We start from the raw sequence: 18,392 nt of genomic DNA on the forward strand, positions 1-18,392 counted from the left end.
TCTTTGAATGCTCAATCTTCCAGAGTATCCCGCCAAATATCAGCACCGAGTGCCGACAGTTTTTTAACTATATCGGCGTAACCTCTGTCGATATGATTTACATTATGAATTGTCGTTACGCCTTCTGCAATAAGACCTGAAATTAAAAGACATGCACCGGCACGAAGATCACTTGCATATACTTCTGCACCTTTCAGCTGTGAAGGATAAATCAGTGCACTGCCGCTCTTTTTCTCAATATGAGCATTCATGCGCGACAGTTCATCCACATGTCTGAATCTCGCAGGATAAATAGTTTCTGTAATCTTGCTGACTCCGTCCGCTAAAAACAAAAGCGGTGTAATCGGCTGCTGCAAATCTGTTGCAAAGCCGGGATAGACCTGTGTTTTTAATGATACTGCATTATATTTTTCCGGTTTATTAATTACGACATAGTCGTCACCAATATCGAGTTTAACACCCATTTCTTCCAGTTTTGCCGACAGTGATTCCATATGCGTCGGAATAATATTATTCACTTTGTAATTCTTTCCGGACACAGCACCGACAATCATATAAGTGCCGGCTTCAATCCGGTCGGGAATAATATTATGGGTCGTACCGTGCAGTGATTCCACACCTTCGATACGAATCGTATCCGTGCCCGCACCTTTGATGTTCGCGCCCATGTTGTTAAGCAGCGTTGCTACATCGACGATTTCCGGTTCTTTCGCTACGTTTTCCAAAGTCGTTCGCCCTTCGGCACAGCTTGCTGCAAGCATCATATTAATCGTTGCACCGACTGAGACAACATCAAAGAATATTTTAGCGCCTGTCAGTTTTTCCGCCGTCAGGTACATCGCCCCGTGTTCATTCGTTACTTTGGCACCCAGCGCTTCAAATCCTTTGATGTGCTGATCGATTGGTCTCGGTCCGAGCGGACATCCGCCCGGCAGTCCGATAACACATTTTTTAAAACGCGAGAGCATTGCGCCCATCATATAATACGATGCACGCAAAGATTGTACTTTATTGTTTGGCAGCGGCATATTTATCGCTTCTTCAGCGTTGACTTCAAGAGTTGTGCCTGATAATTCCGTCTTAATATTCAAATCGTTTAAGAGACTCATCAGCGTTTTAACATCGCTGATTTCAGGCAGCCCTTCCAGTGTTACTTTGCCAGAGGAGGCCATAAGCGAAGCCGGAATCAGAGCAACCGCACTGTTTTTAGCCCCGCTGATGTCAACCTGTCCGGTCAGCTGACTGCCGCCGCGGACTTTAATTACATCTTCAGCCATATAGAAAGCTCCTTGTCATTTAATTGGGTGGAGACTATTTATTGTTCCAGTCGTTTAAGAATTGTTCGATTCCTTTATCAGTTAAAGGATGCTTCGTTAATGTTTTAATTACTTTATAAGGGATTGTCGCGATATCCGCACCACGTACTGCCGCCCCGTGCATATGTCCTGCATTGCGGATTGAGGCCGCAATAATTTCAGTATCGATATCGTGAATCGCAAAGATAGCTGCGATATCTTCAATTAACTGAAGACCATCAAGTCCTATATCATCAAGACGTCCGATAAAAGGCGATACATAAGTTGCGCCTGCACGCGCTGCAGTCAGTGCCTGCACCGTGTTGAAGACTAACGTAACATTCGTTTTAATTCCTTCGTCAGAAAGCACTTTAACTGCCTTCATGCCGTCTTCTGTCATCGGGATTTTAACGATAATGTGCTCGTGAAGTTTAGCGAGTTCACGCCCTTCTTCAATCATGCCTTTTGCATCAAGCGCAATAACTTCACCGCTGACCGGCCCGCCTACCAGCTCGCAGATTTCAACGAGTCTGTCGTGGAAAGAGATATCTTTTTCTTTTGCTACTAAAGAAGGGTTTGTTGTCACACCGCTCAGTACGCCCCACTCGTGTATTTCTTTAATTTCATCCATATTAGCTGTATCTATAAAGTATTTCATATTGTTTTTCGTCCTCCAGTAATGTGATATTAACATCATTATAAATTAAAGCTTCTCAAACTGACAATGCTTTACCATTAACAGTTGCTTTAAATTTTCCCGTAATTCTTTAATAATCGCTGCAGCCGCTGCCGTTGACCTCTTTTAGACCGGCTGGAGAAAAAATAAACTGCAGAATTCCGACGAAAAAATCAGCCGGAACAAAGCCGGCTGATTTTTGGTGCTTTTCTATTTCAAAACTGCTTATTCTTCTTCCTGTAAATCCATATTCAGGCTAGCTTTAATCAAGCCGCTGAATAACGGATGCGGACGTGTCGGACGGGATTGGAATTCAGGATGGAACTGTACACCCACGTAATAAGGATGATCTTTAAGTTCAACCATTTCCACAAGGCGGCCGTCAGGTGACGTTCCGCTGAATATCATCCCCGCTTCTTCGAGCTGCTCCTTGTATGCATTATTAAACTCAAAACGATGACGGTGGCGTTCATCCACTTCACTCACCTGGTACAGTTCACGCGCTTTTGTGCCTTCTTTAATCACACAAGGGAAACTCCCGAGACGCAGCGTGCCGCCGAGGTCTACAACATCTTTCTGATCAGGCATCAGGTCGATAATTGCATGCGGTGTATGCTCATCAAGCTCAGATGAGTTAGCGCCTGTTAAACCAGCAACATTGCGTGCGAATTCGACTGTTGCAAGCTGCATGCCGAGACAAATCCCGAGGACAGGCACCTTGTTTTCACGCGCGTAGTTCAGCGTTAAAATTTTACCTTCGATTCCTCGGTCCCCAAATCCTCCGGGTACAACGATACCATCAACTTCGCTTAAAATTTCCTTATAATTCTGCGGTGTAACATCCTGGGAATTAATCCAGTGAATATCGATATCCGCATGTACTTCATAACCTGCATGACGCAGTGATTCAGCGACTGACAAGTATGCATCCTGCAGTTCGACATATTTGCCGACCAGACCGATTTTAATTGTTTTGTCAATTTTGCTTAAATTGTCGAGCAGGTGTTTCCAATCTTCAAGCTGTGCTTCGCCTGATGATTCAAGGTTCAGGTTTTCAAGCACTAAATCATCCATATCCTGCGCCTGAAGCGACATCACAAGTTCGTAAATTGTTTCCTCATCTTTTGCGTTAATGACACTTTTCTCATCAATATCACAGAACAGTGCAATTTTATCGCGCAGATCTTCTGTCATCGGGTATTCAGAGCGCACGACAATCATGTCCGGCTGAATTCCGAGGCCTCTCAGCTCTTTTACACTGTGCTGAGTCGGTTTGGTTTTCATTTCGCCGGCAGCTTTAATATACGGCAGCAGTGTACAGTGAATGAACATTACATTATCTTTACCGAGATCGCTTCTTAACTGGCGGATAGACTCGATAAACGGCAGTGATTCAATGTCTCCTGCTGTACCGCCGATTTCAGTAATTACGATATCTGCTTTTGAAGATTCGCCGGCTTTTTTAATACGCGTTTTGATTTCATTGGTGATGTGCGGAATAACCTGCACAGTACCGCCGAGGTAATCTCCGCGGCGTTCTTTTCTGATAACTTCGGAGTATACTTTGCCCGCAGTAACGTTTGAGTATTTACTTACATTAATATCTATAAAACGCTCGTAGTGTCCTAAGTCCAAGTCCGTTTCCGCGCCATCTTCAGTAACAAATACTTCTCCGTGCTGATAAGGGCTCATCGTACCCGGGTCAACGTTTAAATACGGATCAAACTTCTGAATTGTAATATTAAACCCTCTGTCTTTCAATAACCGTCCGAGAGATGCAGCTGTAATTCCTTTTCCTAATGATGACACTACGCCACCAGTTACAAAGATATATTTTGTCATGTAAGTATCCTCCTGTATTAAAATAAAAAATAGCTCCCTTTCACCAATGTGAAAAGGAGCCGTTTACTAGTCCCTGTTTAAGGGAGCCCAAATAAAATAATATCACTTTAAAAGAAAAAGTCAATAAAAATTAGTACGCATCTGCTTCATCGTCATAATCATCTTCGAGTTTTTCTTTTTCATCAAATTCAATAGCATCATCAACTTCTTCATTGTCAATGTCATCTTCATCATCGCCGTGAAGCTTATCATCGATTTCTTCCTGTTCTTCACCTAATTCTTTCGCTCCGGGGTAGTCTGCGTCGGCTTCTTCTTCGACATACTCATCTTCGGCTGCGATTTCAATTTTGTGAATAGTCGGCGCGATTTTATCGCTGATGTCATCTACTGCATACCATTCGCGAAGCCCCCATACGCCATCATCCGTACTCAGGAAACGTCCGTCTGTGTTTAAATCAGTATAAAACTGCAGAATACGGTTTTCAATTTCACCTTCAGTGTAACTACCGACTTCTTTAAATTTATCAATCATTTCATAAAGATTCGTTTCTTTGCCTTTATCTTCTAAATATATGTGCGACATATCTATAAACGAATGCTCGTCCATCATTTCTTTTGTATAGCTGTCCAGTCTCATTTACGTCATCCTTTCAAGATGTAAATACCTTAGGATATAATACAAATATTTGTACTATGTTTCAAGCTTTATATTAATATCTTATCAATTTCACGTAACGGTTCATGTTTCCCCCATCGTCTCCCGGTGCGAACCCCGCGTTCATAAACAGCTTTTCAAAGGCAGGTTCAGAGACGGTTACCGACGCCGTATCCACCGTGCCGAGTCTCTTTCTGACAGCTGTTGCAAACTGGCGCATCGCACTTTCTGCAACTCCCTCTGACCGGTGCTCTTCATCCACAAAAATATGTTTAATTTCAAGTGTGCTTCCGTTTTGTTCCGCATCGATATACCCCACTTCACCGTCGCCTTGCTTAAGTAAAATTTTCACCTTTGGGATAGTTGTGTCTTCATCAAATTCCAGTTTTAAATTCGGTACATAGCTCCGGTTCAAATCGAGATAGTACAGGCGCTCTTTACCGATCGGTCCCTCCTCTTTTGTCGCAAGGTGCAAAAACCCTGCACGTTCATACAAATTCCATGCGCCGGCATTCTCACCATCTACAACTAAGAATAAATGGTCAAACGACGAAAAGTTTTCCTGCACATATACCGGCAGATTTTGGGCAACTGCCGTCCCGTAACCATTCCCCTGATACTTTTCATTAATTGAAAGAGAACGCACGTAGACTACTTCATGAGGTGTGCTGTAACCTTCGTGCTGATAGTGTTTGTGCAGTACAAAAAAACCTACAGTCTTCCCGTCACTCGTAACGACAACATTTGCAGTGCGGTTAATATCGTTCAGCGCATCATCAAGCACTTCAAGCGGCATGCTGGAATAAGCACGCTGCCTTTCACTTAGTATGTAATTCTCCAGATGTTTCCTGTCCGCCTCTGTAAATTCTCTAATAGAAATATCCATGTTTTACCCCTTTTTGACATATTGATATAGTTTGCTATTATAAATGCCATACCCCTATAGTGACAATTTAGACATTACATTACAACTTTCATTATTTCAGCGTTATTTGTTGGTATTTGAAGGGTAACAAGTAAGATAAATATGAATCATTTCTAGGAGGAAATCACTTGACGAATGACGACAATACTACGTCAAAGAAAAGTACAAATCCGGATTTGCCGGATAAGTTTAATGTGAAGCAGCTCGGCACTGTTTTCTGGGTGGCAACCGCAATAATTCTTGTTGTATCTGCAATTGCAATGATTATCCCAAATCAGTTCCAAGTTGCATCTGAAAATGTTTACGCTGTAATATCTCAAAACTTCAGCTGGTTTTTCTTACTGGTTGTCTTTGGCTTTGGAGTATTTCTATTATTCCTTGCACTATCACCATACGGCCGTGTTAAGCTCGGCGGCGATAATTCAAAACCTGAGTTCTCGTTCTGGTCCTGGATCGGAATGTTATTTTCAAGCGGTTTAGGAGTCGGACTGGTATTCTTCGGAGTTGCCGAACCTATGGAACACTTTATGACATCTCCATTCCTCGGCGGACCTGTCGAAGATGCGGAAGCCGCAAGACTCGCTATGGGTTATACTTATTTCCACTGGGGTATTTCACAGTGGTCAATCTTCGGTGTTGCAGGACTTGCAATCGGCTATTTCCAATTCCGTAAAAACCGGAATGGCTTAGTTTCAACAGCTCTGGAACCGCTGTTTGGGCTCGATTACAATCAGAATGCCAGAAAAGCAATTGATATTCTGGCAATTATTGCAACGATTACAGGTATGTCGACATCTGTCGGTTTAGGTATTATGCAGATGGATGGCGGTCTCGATATTGCATTCGGTATTCCGTCAGGTCCAATGACACAAATCATACTGACTGCCTTAATGACAGGTCTGTTTATCGTTTCTACAATAACCGGACTTAAGCGGGGCATGAAGTTCCTCAGCAGTCTGAATATGATACTTGCACTGATACTGACAATATTCATTATGGCTGTCGGGCCCTTCACATTTATTATGGAAACCATTATTGTCGGTCTCGGCGACTACCTGACAAACTTCGTCGGCTACTCGCTTCGTATGCAGCCATATTCAGGCGAATCATGGGTTCAGGACTGGACAGTCTTCTACTGGGCATGGGTAATTGCCTGGAGTCCGTTTATCGGTTCATTCGTCGCACGCGTATCACGAGGTCGAAGTATTCGTGAATATGTCATGGGTATTTTAATCGTACCGCCGATGCTGTCTTTCCTGTGGGTCGGCGCACTCGGAGGCACTGCGATTTATTCGGATCTCTTTAATAACACAAATATCGGGGAAATTGTATTAAACGATCAGACACAGGCGCTGTTTGCACTGTTTGATACACTCCCTATATCATGGCTGACTTCAGCTATCGCAATTATTCTGATCTTTACATTCCTGGTCACCTCAGCTGACTCTGCGACATTTATCGTTGCTGGAATGAGTATTGGAAATACGGACAATCCGCCGACCGGATTGAAGGTATTATGGGGTCTCCTGCTCGGTTTACTTACCATTGCCTTAATTCTGGCAGGCGGTCTGACGAGTCTGCAGGCAGCATCTCTGCTTGCCGGTCTGCCTTTTGCTCTCATACTCATTATGATGATCGCTTCAGTGTCGAAAGGACTCCGGCGGGAACCGAACGAAGCAATGAAACGCAGACAGCGTCGCAAAAAATATTAAGAAGCATTAAAGATTAATAAAAAGCAGCGCTCAAAATTTTTGAGCGCTGCTTCATTTCGCAATTATGAGGAGTAAAGATATGAAAATAGGTATCGATGCCGGCGGCACTTTAATTAAAGTGGCGATTTTGGATAAGGACGGCAGAACTTTTAAAAAATACCCCTCGTCAGAAATCGACGGGGTTATCAGTATGCTGAATAAGGATTATGCCAGAGATGAAATTTATTTAACAGGCGGCAAAGCAGAATATATTGCTGAAAAATTAAATTTTGACGTGACTTCTTCCATAGAATTTGACGCAACCTTCCGGGGGCTGACACAGCTTTTAAAAGAGGCAGATATGGATCTCGACCGTTATGTTTATCTGAACGTTGGTACAGGGACCAGTTTTCACCAGGCGACACGTAATTCGCAAAAGCGCGTCGGCGGTTCCGGCGTCGGAGGCGGGACGATGACCGGTCTCAGTTATCTGCTTACAGGCATCGGCGATTTCGATAAAATAATTGAACGCGCAAAAGACGGCCTGCGCGATAATGTTGATTTAAAGGTTCACCATATTTACAATGGCAGGCCGTCACCGATACCCGGCGATTTAACTGCCAGCAATTTCGGTAATATTCTCAATGCACAAAAAACTGCCTCGGCCGAAGATCAGCTGATTGCTGTTATCGGACTCGTGGCAGAAACCGTCACTGCAATGGCTATTAATTTAGCCGATGCTTTCGACACGAAAAATATGGTTTTCATCGGCTCTACTTTACTCAATAATGAAGTGATGACCGATATTATATACAGATACAGCGAATTAAAAAATGCACGCGCCTTCGTCGTTCCAAACGGCGAATACAGCGGTGCACTCGGTGCAATCAGCTGAGAGCAATGATATTTCCTTCGTAATGAATAATCTTCATTTCACGTGAAAAAGTGTCGGACAACATTTTTTCAGTCACTTCTGCTGCAGGCACTTTAACTTCTGTTAAAGTGCCTCTTTTCATGCATGTGACTGTATCAGCATAATTTAGTGCGAGATTCAAATCATGCATCGCCATAATAATTCCCCTGCTGCTGCTCAGCTTTTTCAGCCATGTCATCACCAGATGCTGATAATTGATATCTAAGCCCTGTTCTATTTCATCAAACAACAGCACGGGTTTGTCCTCAAAGTGAATCTGTGCACATAAAGCACGTTTGAATTCACCCCCGCTTAAACTGTCTGCTGATGCATGCCTCAGCCCTTCAAGCTTAAAGTCCTGAAGAACTTTATCTGTCTCATTTTGCGATGGCCGTCTTCGGGCTGTCATTTTAATAAAATCTTCCACCGTGATTTGAAAGGGTATATTTTGCTGAGGCAGATAACTGATATAATCTGCGGTTCTGTCGATGGAATTATGATTAAATGCTAATTTCCGCGCCTTGATATCCTTAGTGTTATACCCGATGATTCCCGTGAGCAGGGAACTCTTTCCGCTGCCGTTTTCACCAATCAGCACGTGAAGCCCGTTTTCAAATGTAAGATTATCGGCATGAATACTGAACTGCCCGTATTCGATACTGAGTTTATCCACAGACAGCATATTACAATGCTTCGCCGTTCAAGATGACCTGAACATCGACATTGGCAACGAGTGAGTGAACAGCGGAGCAGTATTTGTCTTTCGACAGATCAGCTGCACGCTGTGCCTGTTTCGCCGGTATATCACCGTCGATAATAATATTCATTTTAATTTGCTTATAGTATTTCGGTTCCGTGTCAGCCCGTTCTCCATCGGCTTCGATTGCAAGTTTCGTCACTTTATCCATTCGATGTCTTAAAATAACACCAATATCGATAGCCATGCAGCCCGCAGCACCATGAAGCACCATTTCCATCGGTGACGGTGCAGAAGCATCTCCGCCTGCAGCTTCGTTCGCATCCATCGTTACCGTATGTCCTGTAGTTAATCCTGTGGATTCAAATTTCAATTTTCCCTGCCAGTTTAAATTTACTTTCATTTCTGCCGCCTACTTTCTAATTTGTCTGTTCTTTAATATCGTATTTTAATAGTAATACGTTATGCTTTCTGTATTTTTCCCGCAACATTCGATTTCATTCCTTTGCTAATTTTCTCCTGCTGCTTCATCGTATGCTTCCAGTGCATAGCCGCCGTATACACTTGCCGGTCCACCGCCCATTACAATGCATACCGCGACGATATCACTGATTTCTTCTCTTGTTGCACCAAGTTTAAACAATTTGTTAATGTGGTTGCCGATACAGCCTTCGCATTTATCTGCAACTGCATAAGTTAAAGCGATAAATTCTTTTGTTTTTTCATCGAGCGCATTCGCTTTGTAACCTTCCTGCTGAAGTTTCTTAAATGCTCTCATAAAATCTGGCTGAGATTCCTGGATACGTCCTGTATTTTTTTGAGCTCTTTTATTAATGTTTTCAAAATTTTTCATTTAATTACACCATCCCCATTTTTTTCTTTAAAAAAGCAAAAAGAACCGCTCAAACGCGATTCTCTTTGTCATTTTGAATTCTTCTCCCGCGGTATTTAATTAAGACAGCTGTATACAGGGCAAATAGAACAGCCATAAATGCACCGATTACCGTGTAGGGCAACGGTGAAGTTTCAGTATAAGATGCCATCGTTGAGAAGATAATTCCTGCTGTGAATAACGTTAAGAGCAGCGCGTACAATAATACATGCACAATTTTCAATTAATCACCTGTTTTTAAAGTATATTCATTCTTAACACTATAATATCACTTTAGGCAGGCCGGTTGTTCATTATTTTAAAAAGTTCGCCATATAGACTAAATCTGTATAACCGCCAGCTAATTTCACCTGTTTTTTTAAAGTTGCTTCTTCTTCAAAACCGAGTCTTTTATATAATTTAATCGCACCCGGATTGTTAGCAAAGACTGTTAATATCAGTTTTTCAAGCTTATCATTATTCCGTGCAAACTCCACTGCCTCTTTGACCATTGCAGTGCCGGTTCCGGAACCTGTATAGGCAGCCTGCAGACTGATGCCGAACTGGCCGATATGCTCGAATTTTTTGCGGTGATCCTGACGGAGATTCAGCATACCGATAACTTTCTCGCCGTCGACTGCTACGATACCGAGATCATTCGGTCCAAGAGATTTTATCGTCGCTTCTTCCTCTTCAATTGTAATTGTCCTGTTTTCAATTGCTGTTGCCAGCGTATCTGGATTTTCTGCTGTCACCTGTTTCTTATGCTCAATAATACTTGCAGCATCTTTCACTTCCATTTTGCGAATATTATATGCCATATATGCTAACTTCCTTTCTGGATTGACTGTTTACTGCATCAAGTATAGTACATTCAGTAAGCTGTTTTAAATTATGTGCCTCTTACCGGATAAATACCGCACCGTATAATAAACCGATAACGATGACGAGTGCCGGATGAATTTTCACAATCTGCAGCAGCACAAACGAGAGTCCGATTAAAAAGAAAGTATGGAAAGTTCCCGATACCTCCAGGGAACTGAACAGGAAATCAAAAACAATGACACCGAGCAGAATCGCAATGACCGGCCGGATTAAAAGCGTCAGCATCGAAAACTTATTCGTTCCTTTCAGTTTATACAGCACTGCAGCAAGGAAAATCATTAAAAGAAGCGAGGGCAGCACACTTGCAGATATCGCAACGATACTGCCAAACACACCGCCTGCTTCATAGCCGATATAAGCGCCCATTTTCGTCAATATTGGCCCCGGCAGCGCATTGCCGAGCGCGAGTACTTCCGCAAATTCCGCTGTGGTCATCCATTCATATGTACCGACAACTTCACGCTCAACGAGCGGTATTGAAGACGGCCCGCCACCGTATCCGAGTATGCCGGGAATTAAAAACGCTAAAAATATTTCCAGATAAATCATGAGTCACCTGCTTGTCCGCCGCTTTTTTGAAGCAGGCTGAATACTATAATAATACCGATGACGAGTGCCGGGTGAATATTCAGCACTTCCAGCACAATCAGCATGCCGAGCGTAAACGGAATTAAAAATTTCCATGTTGAAGATGTTTTTGCCGTTTTCATAAATTCTGCGGTGAGCACCGCAAGCATAACGAGGACGACGGGCACTACACCGGCGCTCATGCCCTGAACCCAGGCCAAGTCCTTAAATTCGGAAAACAGCGTCAATAATACTGTCATTAAGACTGCTGTCGGCAGGATGATTGCAATAAGTGCATTAATAATGCCGGGCCAGCCTTTCAGCTGGTAGCCGATATGTCCCGCGAGCTTCGTAATAATCGGACCGGGGAGGACGTTCGCAATCGCCAGTGTATCCTGGAAGTCTTCATTAGTCATCCAGCCGTATTTGTCGACGACTTCTATTTTTACGAGTGGAATGGATGACGGTCCGCCGCCGAAACCGAGGATTCCCACTCTGAAAAACACCATAAATATTTTAAAATGCATGACGCTCACCTTCCGCTATGTAAAAAGTGGATGGTAGTTACCAGCCACTTAATCGCTATACTGCTTTGCCGCAGCACTTTTTATACTTTTTGCCGCTGCCGCAAGGGCATGGATCGTTACGTCCGACCTTCACTTCCTTAACGATTGTTTTCTGTCCGATATCCGCTTCGCTTTTCCCGCGGTACTGGAAGTGCCGCGTATGTCTTACAACATCCCGAATCAGCTCAAAGAATTTATCTTCTTCCGCTTTCGATTTAAATTGATAACCAAGATTTTTTATTTCCCCGGAAATTTCTTCGCGTTTTTGTCCGCTGATAACCATGCGGAGCACATGCAGATACAATTCATAATCCGATGCAACACTCGTATTCAGATGTTCTGAGGCCCATTTTTTTAAATCTTCGTGCGCTGCTGATTCATCAATATAGCCCGGGTTGCTGAATTTGATAAATTTCCCGAATTCCGGCTCATAATACTTATATTTCTGCTGGGCATTCCGGATAATTTCATACTGCTTATCAGTCATATCATCAATAATAAATTCCTGGTTTTTATTATTTACAGTAATGACGTAAGGCGAACGGTTGACCAGATCCACCACTTCATCAATCGTGATATCCATGCCGTAATATTTTTTAAACAAATGAACAATCTGTTTAAATTCAACCACACCGTATAAATGCAGGGCGGAGCGTATTAAATTCAGCTGCCGCTGTATCGCTGTCCGTTTTTCGCGGTTTTTTTCAGTATCGACGGTCTCAAATTTTTCCAGTACTTCATCGATAATAAAAAAGTTATCTTCTTCATTCAGCAGCTCGTAGGCAAAACCCATTATATATAAGCCGTAGACATCCGCCAGACTGAGATTTCTGCCGTTCTCTATGTTTTTTGACCCCTGCTGCCAGCTCGTAAGTGCAGGTTCGTCACTGTAAAGATATGCATATTCCAGCACATCCGCATTCAGCAGGTTTTTCGATATCTCTGTTATCAAGCCTTCCTTGTCCAGTGCTTCTTCATTTGTTACTCCGGTATTGACCGCAAGCTGGTGCAGATCTTCCAAGTCATACTTTTTCAAATAAGCTGCAGTGTTTGTCATATATAGCGACTCCTTTACTGAACTGTTGGTAAGGCAATTTTATCATATATGCCGAAATATGCTAAAATTTAAACAGCATCAGCATCTTAAAATATAAACTGAAGATAGGAGCTTTTACAAAATATGAAGGCAATTGCTCTCGATTTGGATGGTACGGTTTTAAATAATTCAGGTGAATTCCCAGATTCTCTTGCGGATACTTTACAGGAAGTTCACGATAAAGGTATTAAAATTATTATCGCGACCGGACGTTCACTGCAGATGATCCATGAAAAAGTGCCGCACAGGGTGCCCGTTGACGGCTATGTCGCCGCAAGCGGCATGACGGTTCACCACGGCGATACGCTGCTTTCACATACCGCTTTTTCAAAAGACCAGGTGGAATTCGTATTATCGCAGGTACGCGAGCACAAAATCTACTACGAAATGACAACCGGCAGACACGGCGGCCCGTATACATTTAAAGAAGACCGCGATTATTCTGTCGATGACCTTACACAAACACCTGACGCCACTGTGCTTGAATATGAAAATATCGGTACTGCGCGCACGCTGAACAGTACAGAACAGTGGATTGACGAAGATGGAATCGACCGGACCGATATTATAAAGTTTTATTTTTTCAGCAATGATAAGGAAAAGCTGGAACGCTGGTTTACACTGCTGAATGAAAAATTCACATCTGATGCAGGCTATCAGATATACCGTACATCAAACCACAACTCTGAAATTATGGTTTACGGCACTGATAAAGGCACCGGCCTTATGACCCTCGTCGATACGATGAATATTTCTATCGATGACGTTCACGCGTTCGGCGATTCCATGAATGACATCCCAATGTTTAAAGCTGCCGGAAAATCGACTGCGATGCAAAATGCCAAAGTAGATGTCAAGGCAATTGCGGATGATGTTACCGAATTCAGCTGTGATGAAGACGGCCTCGAGCACTATCTTAGAAAAAACTATCTATAATAATTTATCTTCATCCCTTATGGATTTTTTAATCGGCATGTACCAGACGTGCCCTTCCATTAATTCCATAGGGGATATTTCATGGGCTCCGTCCGTTAATTTAACCGTGACGTTTGCTCCTTTGTTTTCGAGTTTTCTTTTCAGTGTGTAAGATTCGCCGGCTGTAGCGACCATATCCTGCGCTCCGGCTGTCAGCAGCACATCTGTATCAAACAGCATATCTTTCCCGGTTGTTTCACTGCGGTACGCGCTGTGCATCAGCATTGCGCCCCTGACACCGAGATCGTAATTCAGCATCAGATAAGCCGCGATGTTCGCACCGTTGGAATAGCCGATGATAACAGCTTTTCCAAGATCGAAATTGTAATCGCCGCTCAGTTTTTTTAATTCCCCGTAAATTTTATCCCCTTCTTCTTTTAAACTCTGTTCGTCGTACTGTTTTAGAGATAAACGTTTAAAGAAACGTGTCTGCCCGTTCTCGTCAACATCTCCTCTGAAACTTAAAATATTCGCTTCACTGTTTACAGTTGTCGCGACTTCCAAGAGATCAGTCTCCCGGCCGCCGGTGCCGTGAAATAATATGAGTGTTTCTTTCGCCTTTTCTTTTCTCGATTTAATATACAAATGTTTCATGCCAAGTCCTCCTAATAGAGATACGTATACTTGTATTATATAATAACATCAAAGAGATTAAAGGAGGATGCATTGTGAGCGCATACGGCATTCATCACGTATCGGCAATTACGAAAGATATTATTGAAAATCACGATTTCTTTACACAGTTTCTCGGTCACAGACTGGTTAAAAAAACCGTCAATCAGGACAGTCCTGATATGTATCATTTATTTTACAGCGACTACAAAGGGACACCTGGAACAGACGTTACATTTTTTGAAATCGGCCTGGCGCCAAAATACACACCGGGAACAAACTCCATCTCCCGTACAATTTTAAGAGTACCATCAGTCGAAGCTATTGAGTATTTCAGAGAGCGCATGGAAGAACAAGGTGTTTATCACGAAGGTATCACCGATTACTTCGGAGAAACGATGATGAAGTTCTCAGACGAAGAAGGTCAGCGTTTTGCGCTTCTCGCCGATCCCGGCTACCACGACTCTGAGCCATACGCCGGAGGCGGAAATATTCCCGAAGAATATGCAATTACCGGCATATTTGGTGTCGAACTGACCGTCCAGTATTTAAAACCGATGGTTCAGTTTTTACAAATGCTCGGCGGTGAATATGACGGGGATATTGATGATGCCGAACAGGCCCGCGTACGTTTCGGTCAGGACTCTGTTTTTGTAGTTGAATCGCGTACAACAAATGTTGAAAAACAAGGCTACGGCAGTGTTCACCACTTTTCGCTTCGCGTTAAAGATGAGACCGCTCTGACAGAAATTCTGGAGCAGGCCACGGCAGAAAAATGGCGAAATTCCGGCATTGTAGACCGTCACTACTTTAAAGCATTGTACATTAGTGCCGTCGGCAATATCACAGTTGAAATTTCAACGGATTCACCCGGCTTCACTATTGATGAACCGCTTGAAACTTTAGGAGAGCACTTATCATTACCGCCTTTCCTTGAAGAAAATCGCGACTTTATTGAAATGCGGCTTCATCCGCTGAATTAATTTTATAAACTTTGCAGCCTTGTTCAGGGCTGCATTTTTTGTTATTAAAAGCTCTTTCCTGCGAACTTTGAGAGTCCGCGGATATGCATGAAACCAGATTATGAAAACCCCGGAATCTTCCTCCAAATAGAAAAGCGCCCGTCTCTCGAAAGAGACAGCCGCGCTTCTTATATACAGTTATTCCGTTACCGGAATTTCTATTTCGTCCACTTCATTAAATTCATCGAATGTTGCTGCACCCTCGAGCTCAAATGTACCATGCGTATCTGTGCCGTCTGATTCAAAGTTTATTTCTTCGATCCGCTTACTTTCTTCATCAACAGTGACTTCCACTGTTGAATTTACGTTCTCGACATGCATTTCTCCAAAATTAACCTGCACTAATGACTCAATTGTTTCATATATTTCTTCGTTACTGCCATGATAAATGTAATTAATCTTATCATCATGCTTCTCGGTTTTCATATGAGACGCTATTTCTGCAAAAGATGCCACGGCATTATCATACGTCACACTGTAGAGTAAATTCACATCGACCGAATCGCTGACATCGACCCATTCTGTATCGTTGTTAAAGTAAGTTTTTCCATTTTTTGAAATAGTCCGGTCTTCGCCGTAAGAACGGAGCAGAAGCTGCGGGGGTTCACTGTTTATAAACAGCATTTCCGCATTCAGTTCGCGCGGTTCCATACCATCGAGTGCCGCAGACATATTCAATTCCGCTTTATAGCTCTTTATTTTTTTTGCTTTATCGACAATTTCTGCTAACTGCTGATCGTCAATTTCCTGCTCATCTATATTTTCTATTTCAGCTGCGGTTTCTTCTTCGGATGATACGGCATTTTCTTCAGTGATAATTTCACTGCCGCCTCCGGGAACAGCATTCTGACATGCTGCCAAAATACCTGTTACTGCCAACAATAAGCCAAAGTTCTTTAAATATCGCATGACTCATTCCCCTCACACTAAAATCTTTCTAAATAGTAACATGGAGTAATCTTTATATCTAACGATAAGCTAATCATCAGTCAGCTTGACTTTCCCCTTTGGACCGCGCGGACGCGATGCTTTAAAGCGCAGCAGCGTGTAAAGAATCAGCCCTGCCCAGATAAATCCATAGGCAATTTGATGTGTAGCTGTAAACGATTCCCCGTAGAGGAAGATGCCGATAAAGAGCATGAGTGTCGGACCGATATACTGGAGCAGCCCGGTAAGTGATAATGGGATCTTAACAGCACCGAGAGCGAATAAGAGGAGAGGTATTGCTGTGACGACACCCGTTCCCATCGTAAACATCGTATCTCTGTTAAGCCCTAAATCAAGTGTGTTCACCCCTGAAGCATTTAAATACAGTATATACAGGAGCGCGATTGGAGCCAGTACTGCAGTTTCCACAGCCAGCGCATATGTTGCGTCGATATTAATTGTTTTCTTGATCAGCCCGTATACTCCAAAAGTTACCGCCAGCGTCAGAGCAAGCCATGGAATATGCCCCACACCAAGGGACATATAAATAACACCGAGCGACACGATAAAAATCGCCAGCCACTCGCCTTTTGAAAACCGCTCCTTGAGAATAAAAAATGCGAGCAGTATGCTGACAAACGGATTGATATAATAACCGAGTCCCGCTTCCAGTATATGCCCCTGGTTAACAGCGAGGATATACGTCAGCCAGTTGATAGAAATAATAATCGACGCCGCAACTAAACTGAGAGCTTTTTTTCGGTCGCTGAATATGAACGTTAAATTCGTTTTTAAATATTGCCATCTGCCTGTAAAAAGTATGTACAGCACCATAAAGATAAAAGACCAGAATATACGGTGTGCGATAATTTCATAAGGAGATACCGTCTCAATCTGACGCCAGTAAACAGGGAGCAATCCCCAGATTATGTAAGCACCTGATACAAACAGTATGCCTTTTTGTTTCCCTGACATTCACTCACCCACAATTCTATTATGTATAAATTATATCTTAACTCCGAAATTGAATTATGCAAATATTTAAACCATTATAAAAACCGCCGGATTTTTAAATCCGGCGGTTTAACTTTAAATTCTTACTCAAAATCTGTATTTTCATGCTGATAAGCTGGTGCAGATTCCTGTGCTCTTATGTCTTTCATACGGTCAAGAGATTCACGGCCCGCAAAATAATAAGCCACAATTGAACCGACAATCAGATATGAAATCCATACGGTAAAGATTAATGCCAGCAGACCGCTGATGATAAACAGCGTTAAAATTACTGCCGGAGAATTAGTCACAAATGCTGAGATTAAGCCGAGTCCGATCATAATGATAAACATTACTGCAAACACCAGAATGTACAGCAGCAGGTTGCTGAAGAATAATTTAATCATGCTGGCTTCTGAACGGAAGACAATATCCCAGGCGACTTTCAGTTTATCCACGGTTGGAATATGAGGTTCGTCAATATATACCATGAATACTGTCGCAAAGTAAATGTACAGAATGATATACGGAATGTACGCAATAATCGTAACGATAAACATCAGTACAACCGCTGTAATAATCAGGGCAACTGATGCACCGGTCATCGCCGCATTTGGATCTTCCATCATCATGCCGAGCGGCATCAGCGGAATAAGTACAACCGTCATCAGAATATTAACAATCAGACCAATGATTAATGATAATACAAAATATAAAACAAAGACGAGCAGGGCAATTTTAATCAGTTTGGAATAATTCCCTTTTTTAAAAACTTTGTAGGCTTCGCCAAAAGAGAATTCTTTTCCTTTGTAGGCACTCGCAAAGTATCTTAATATCCCTACAAAAATAGGATAGATCACGAAAATCATGACGAGAATATACACGAGGAACATGACGAGAATCCACAGTCCTGCAGCAACTCCGACCGCTTCTCCGCTAACATCTGTCATCGTCAGCAACAGCGGCAGCAGCATGGCACCGAAGATAAGAATCGATGGCAGCACAACACACAATAATGACTGTAAAATTGTAAAACCTATAACTTTCCCATGATTGCCGGAGGCATTTCTTCTGTATGAGGAAACATACTGAAACATATCTTTACTTCACTCCTTTTTTAAACTTATACCCATCTTCGATTATACACATACATTTATTATAAAAAAATACACTTTATCTTTTGC

At 42.6% G+C, this 18,392-nt stretch carries 21 protein-coding genes; 4 read left to right on the forward strand and 17 right to left on the reverse strand.

Annotation, left to right across the window (positions count from 1 at the left end; translation table 11 throughout):
* Positions 1-11 precede the first annotated feature (11 nt).
* The 5 genes from DFR63_RS06405 to DFR63_RS06425 all read right to left on the reverse strand — a co-directional run bounded on the left by DFR63_RS06405 (position 12) and on the right by DFR63_RS06425 (position 5,354).
* Complete coding sequence (locus DFR63_RS06405; RefSeq protein WP_115885118.1) at positions 12-1,277, reverse strand: UDP-N-acetylglucosamine 1-carboxyvinyltransferase; 1,266 nt, start codon at positions 1,275-1,277, stop codon at positions 12-14.
* A 34-nt stretch (positions 1,278-1,311) separates the two neighbouring features.
* Positions 1,312-1,953 (reverse strand): fructose-6-phosphate aldolase, encoded by a 642-nt coding sequence (gene fsa / locus DFR63_RS06410; protein WP_115885119.1) that lies wholly within the window; start codon positions 1,951-1,953, stop codon positions 1,312-1,314.
* A gap of 243 nt (positions 1,954-2,196) precedes the next feature.
* A complete protein-coding gene (locus DFR63_RS06415) occupies positions 2,197-3,813 on the reverse strand; it encodes a CTP synthase (RefSeq protein ID WP_115885120.1) in 1,617 nt (538 codons plus the stop codon).
* A gap of 130 nt (positions 3,814-3,943) precedes the next feature.
* Entirely contained in the window at positions 3,944-4,450 is a 507-nt protein-coding gene (gene rpoE / locus DFR63_RS06420; RefSeq protein ID WP_115885121.1) for a DNA-directed RNA polymerase subunit delta, read from the reverse strand.
* A 73-nt stretch (positions 4,451-4,523) separates the two neighbouring features.
* Entirely contained in the window at positions 4,524-5,354 is an 831-nt protein-coding gene (locus tag DFR63_RS06425; RefSeq protein WP_115885122.1) for a GNAT family N-acetyltransferase, read from the reverse strand.
* Between the two features lie 167 nt (positions 5,355-5,521).
* On the opposite strand from DFR63_RS06425, the gene DFR63_RS06430 reads away from it, so the two are divergent.
* Positions 5,522-7,105, forward strand: a complete 1,584-nt coding sequence (locus DFR63_RS06430; protein ID WP_115885123.1) for a BCCT family transporter — start codon at positions 5,522-5,524, stop codon at positions 7,103-7,105.
* 79 nt (positions 7,106-7,184) lie between these two features.
* The gene (gene coaW, locus DFR63_RS06435) at positions 7,185-7,979 is read left to right on the forward strand and encodes a type II pantothenate kinase (RefSeq protein ID WP_115885124.1); all 795 of its coding nucleotides are present in this window, start codon (positions 7,185-7,187) and stop codon (positions 7,977-7,979) included.
* On the opposite strand, the gene DFR63_RS06440 is transcribed toward coaW, so the two are convergent.
* From DFR63_RS06440 to DFR63_RS11995, 8 genes are all read right to left on the reverse strand, one after another.
* Positions 7,972-8,679: an ABC transporter ATP-binding protein gene (locus DFR63_RS06440; RefSeq protein WP_115885125.1), complete on the reverse strand. Its 708-nt coding sequence runs from the start codon at positions 8,677-8,679 to the stop codon at positions 7,972-7,974. The genes coaW and DFR63_RS06440 overlap by 8 nt on opposite strands.
* Position 8,680: 1 nt before the next feature.
* Complete coding sequence (locus DFR63_RS06445) at positions 8,681-9,097, reverse strand: OsmC family protein (protein ID WP_115885126.1); 417 nt, start codon at positions 9,095-9,097, stop codon at positions 8,681-8,683.
* Between the two features lie 105 nt (positions 9,098-9,202).
* Positions 9,203-9,547: a carboxymuconolactone decarboxylase family protein gene (locus tag DFR63_RS06450; protein WP_115885127.1), complete on the reverse strand. Its 345-nt coding sequence runs from the start codon at positions 9,545-9,547 to the stop codon at positions 9,203-9,205.
* Between the two features lie 49 nt (positions 9,548-9,596).
* Positions 9,597-9,809, reverse strand: coding sequence for a hypothetical protein (locus tag DFR63_RS06455; protein WP_115885128.1), 213 nt, complete (start codon positions 9,807-9,809; stop codon positions 9,597-9,599).
* A gap of 70 nt (positions 9,810-9,879) precedes the next feature.
* Positions 9,880-10,386, reverse strand: a complete 507-nt coding sequence (locus tag DFR63_RS06460) for a GNAT family N-acetyltransferase (RefSeq protein ID WP_115885129.1) — start codon at positions 10,384-10,386, stop codon at positions 9,880-9,882.
* 82 nt (positions 10,387-10,468) lie between these two features.
* Positions 10,469-10,999, reverse strand: a complete 531-nt coding sequence (locus DFR63_RS06465) for a chromate transporter (RefSeq protein WP_115885130.1) — start codon at positions 10,997-10,999, stop codon at positions 10,469-10,471.
* Positions 10,996-11,544: a chromate transporter gene (locus tag DFR63_RS06470; protein WP_115885131.1), complete on the reverse strand. Its 549-nt coding sequence runs from the start codon at positions 11,542-11,544 to the stop codon at positions 10,996-10,998. Before DFR63_RS06470 ends, DFR63_RS06465 begins: the two co-directional genes overlap by 4 nt.
* Before the next feature lie 55 nt (positions 11,545-11,599).
* The gene (locus tag DFR63_RS11995) at positions 11,600-12,640 is read right to left on the reverse strand and encodes an SEC-C metal-binding domain-containing protein (RefSeq protein ID WP_281271284.1); all 1,041 of its coding nucleotides are present in this window, start codon (positions 12,638-12,640) and stop codon (positions 11,600-11,602) included.
* Positions 12,641-12,763: 123 nt separating this feature from the next.
* Between DFR63_RS11995 and DFR63_RS06480 the strand changes: the two genes are divergently transcribed.
* Complete coding sequence (locus DFR63_RS06480; RefSeq protein WP_115885132.1) at positions 12,764-13,615, forward strand: Cof-type HAD-IIB family hydrolase; 852 nt, start codon at positions 12,764-12,766, stop codon at positions 13,613-13,615.
* Here DFR63_RS06480 and DFR63_RS06485 read toward each other — a convergent pair.
* Positions 13,610-14,248, reverse strand: a complete 639-nt coding sequence (locus tag DFR63_RS06485; protein WP_115885133.1) for an alpha/beta hydrolase — start codon at positions 14,246-14,248, stop codon at positions 13,610-13,612. The genes DFR63_RS06480 and DFR63_RS06485 overlap by 6 nt on opposite strands.
* A 74-nt stretch (positions 14,249-14,322) precedes the next feature.
* Here DFR63_RS06485 and DFR63_RS06490 point away from each other — a divergent pair, with 74 nt between their 5' ends.
* On the forward strand, positions 14,323-15,249 hold the full coding sequence (locus tag DFR63_RS06490) for a VOC family protein (RefSeq protein ID WP_115885134.1): 927 nt from the start codon (positions 14,323-14,325) through the stop codon (positions 15,247-15,249).
* A 177-nt stretch (positions 15,250-15,426) separates the two neighbouring features.
* Here the strand turns inward: DFR63_RS06490 and DFR63_RS06495 are convergent, their stop codons facing one another.
* From DFR63_RS06495 to DFR63_RS06505, 3 genes are all read right to left on the reverse strand, one after another.
* Positions 15,427-16,197, reverse strand: a complete 771-nt coding sequence (locus DFR63_RS06495) for a hypothetical protein (protein WP_115885135.1) — start codon at positions 16,195-16,197, stop codon at positions 15,427-15,429.
* A 69-nt stretch (positions 16,198-16,266) separates the two neighbouring features.
* A complete protein-coding gene (gene rarD, locus DFR63_RS06500) occupies positions 16,267-17,190 on the reverse strand; it encodes an EamA family transporter RarD (RefSeq protein WP_115885136.1) in 924 nt (307 codons plus the stop codon).
* Positions 17,191-17,312: 122 nt separating this feature from the next.
* Positions 17,313-18,305 carry a hypothetical protein gene (locus DFR63_RS06505; protein ID WP_115885137.1) on the reverse strand — a complete coding sequence of 331 codons (993 nt, stop codon included), beginning with the start codon at positions 18,303-18,305 and terminating at the stop codon, positions 17,313-17,315.
* Positions 18,306-18,392 lie beyond the last annotated feature (87 nt).

It is taken from the genome of Jeotgalicoccus halotolerans (assembly GCF_003387165.1).
GTDB lineage: Bacteria > Bacillota > Bacilli > Staphylococcales > Salinicoccaceae > Jeotgalicoccus > Jeotgalicoccus halotolerans.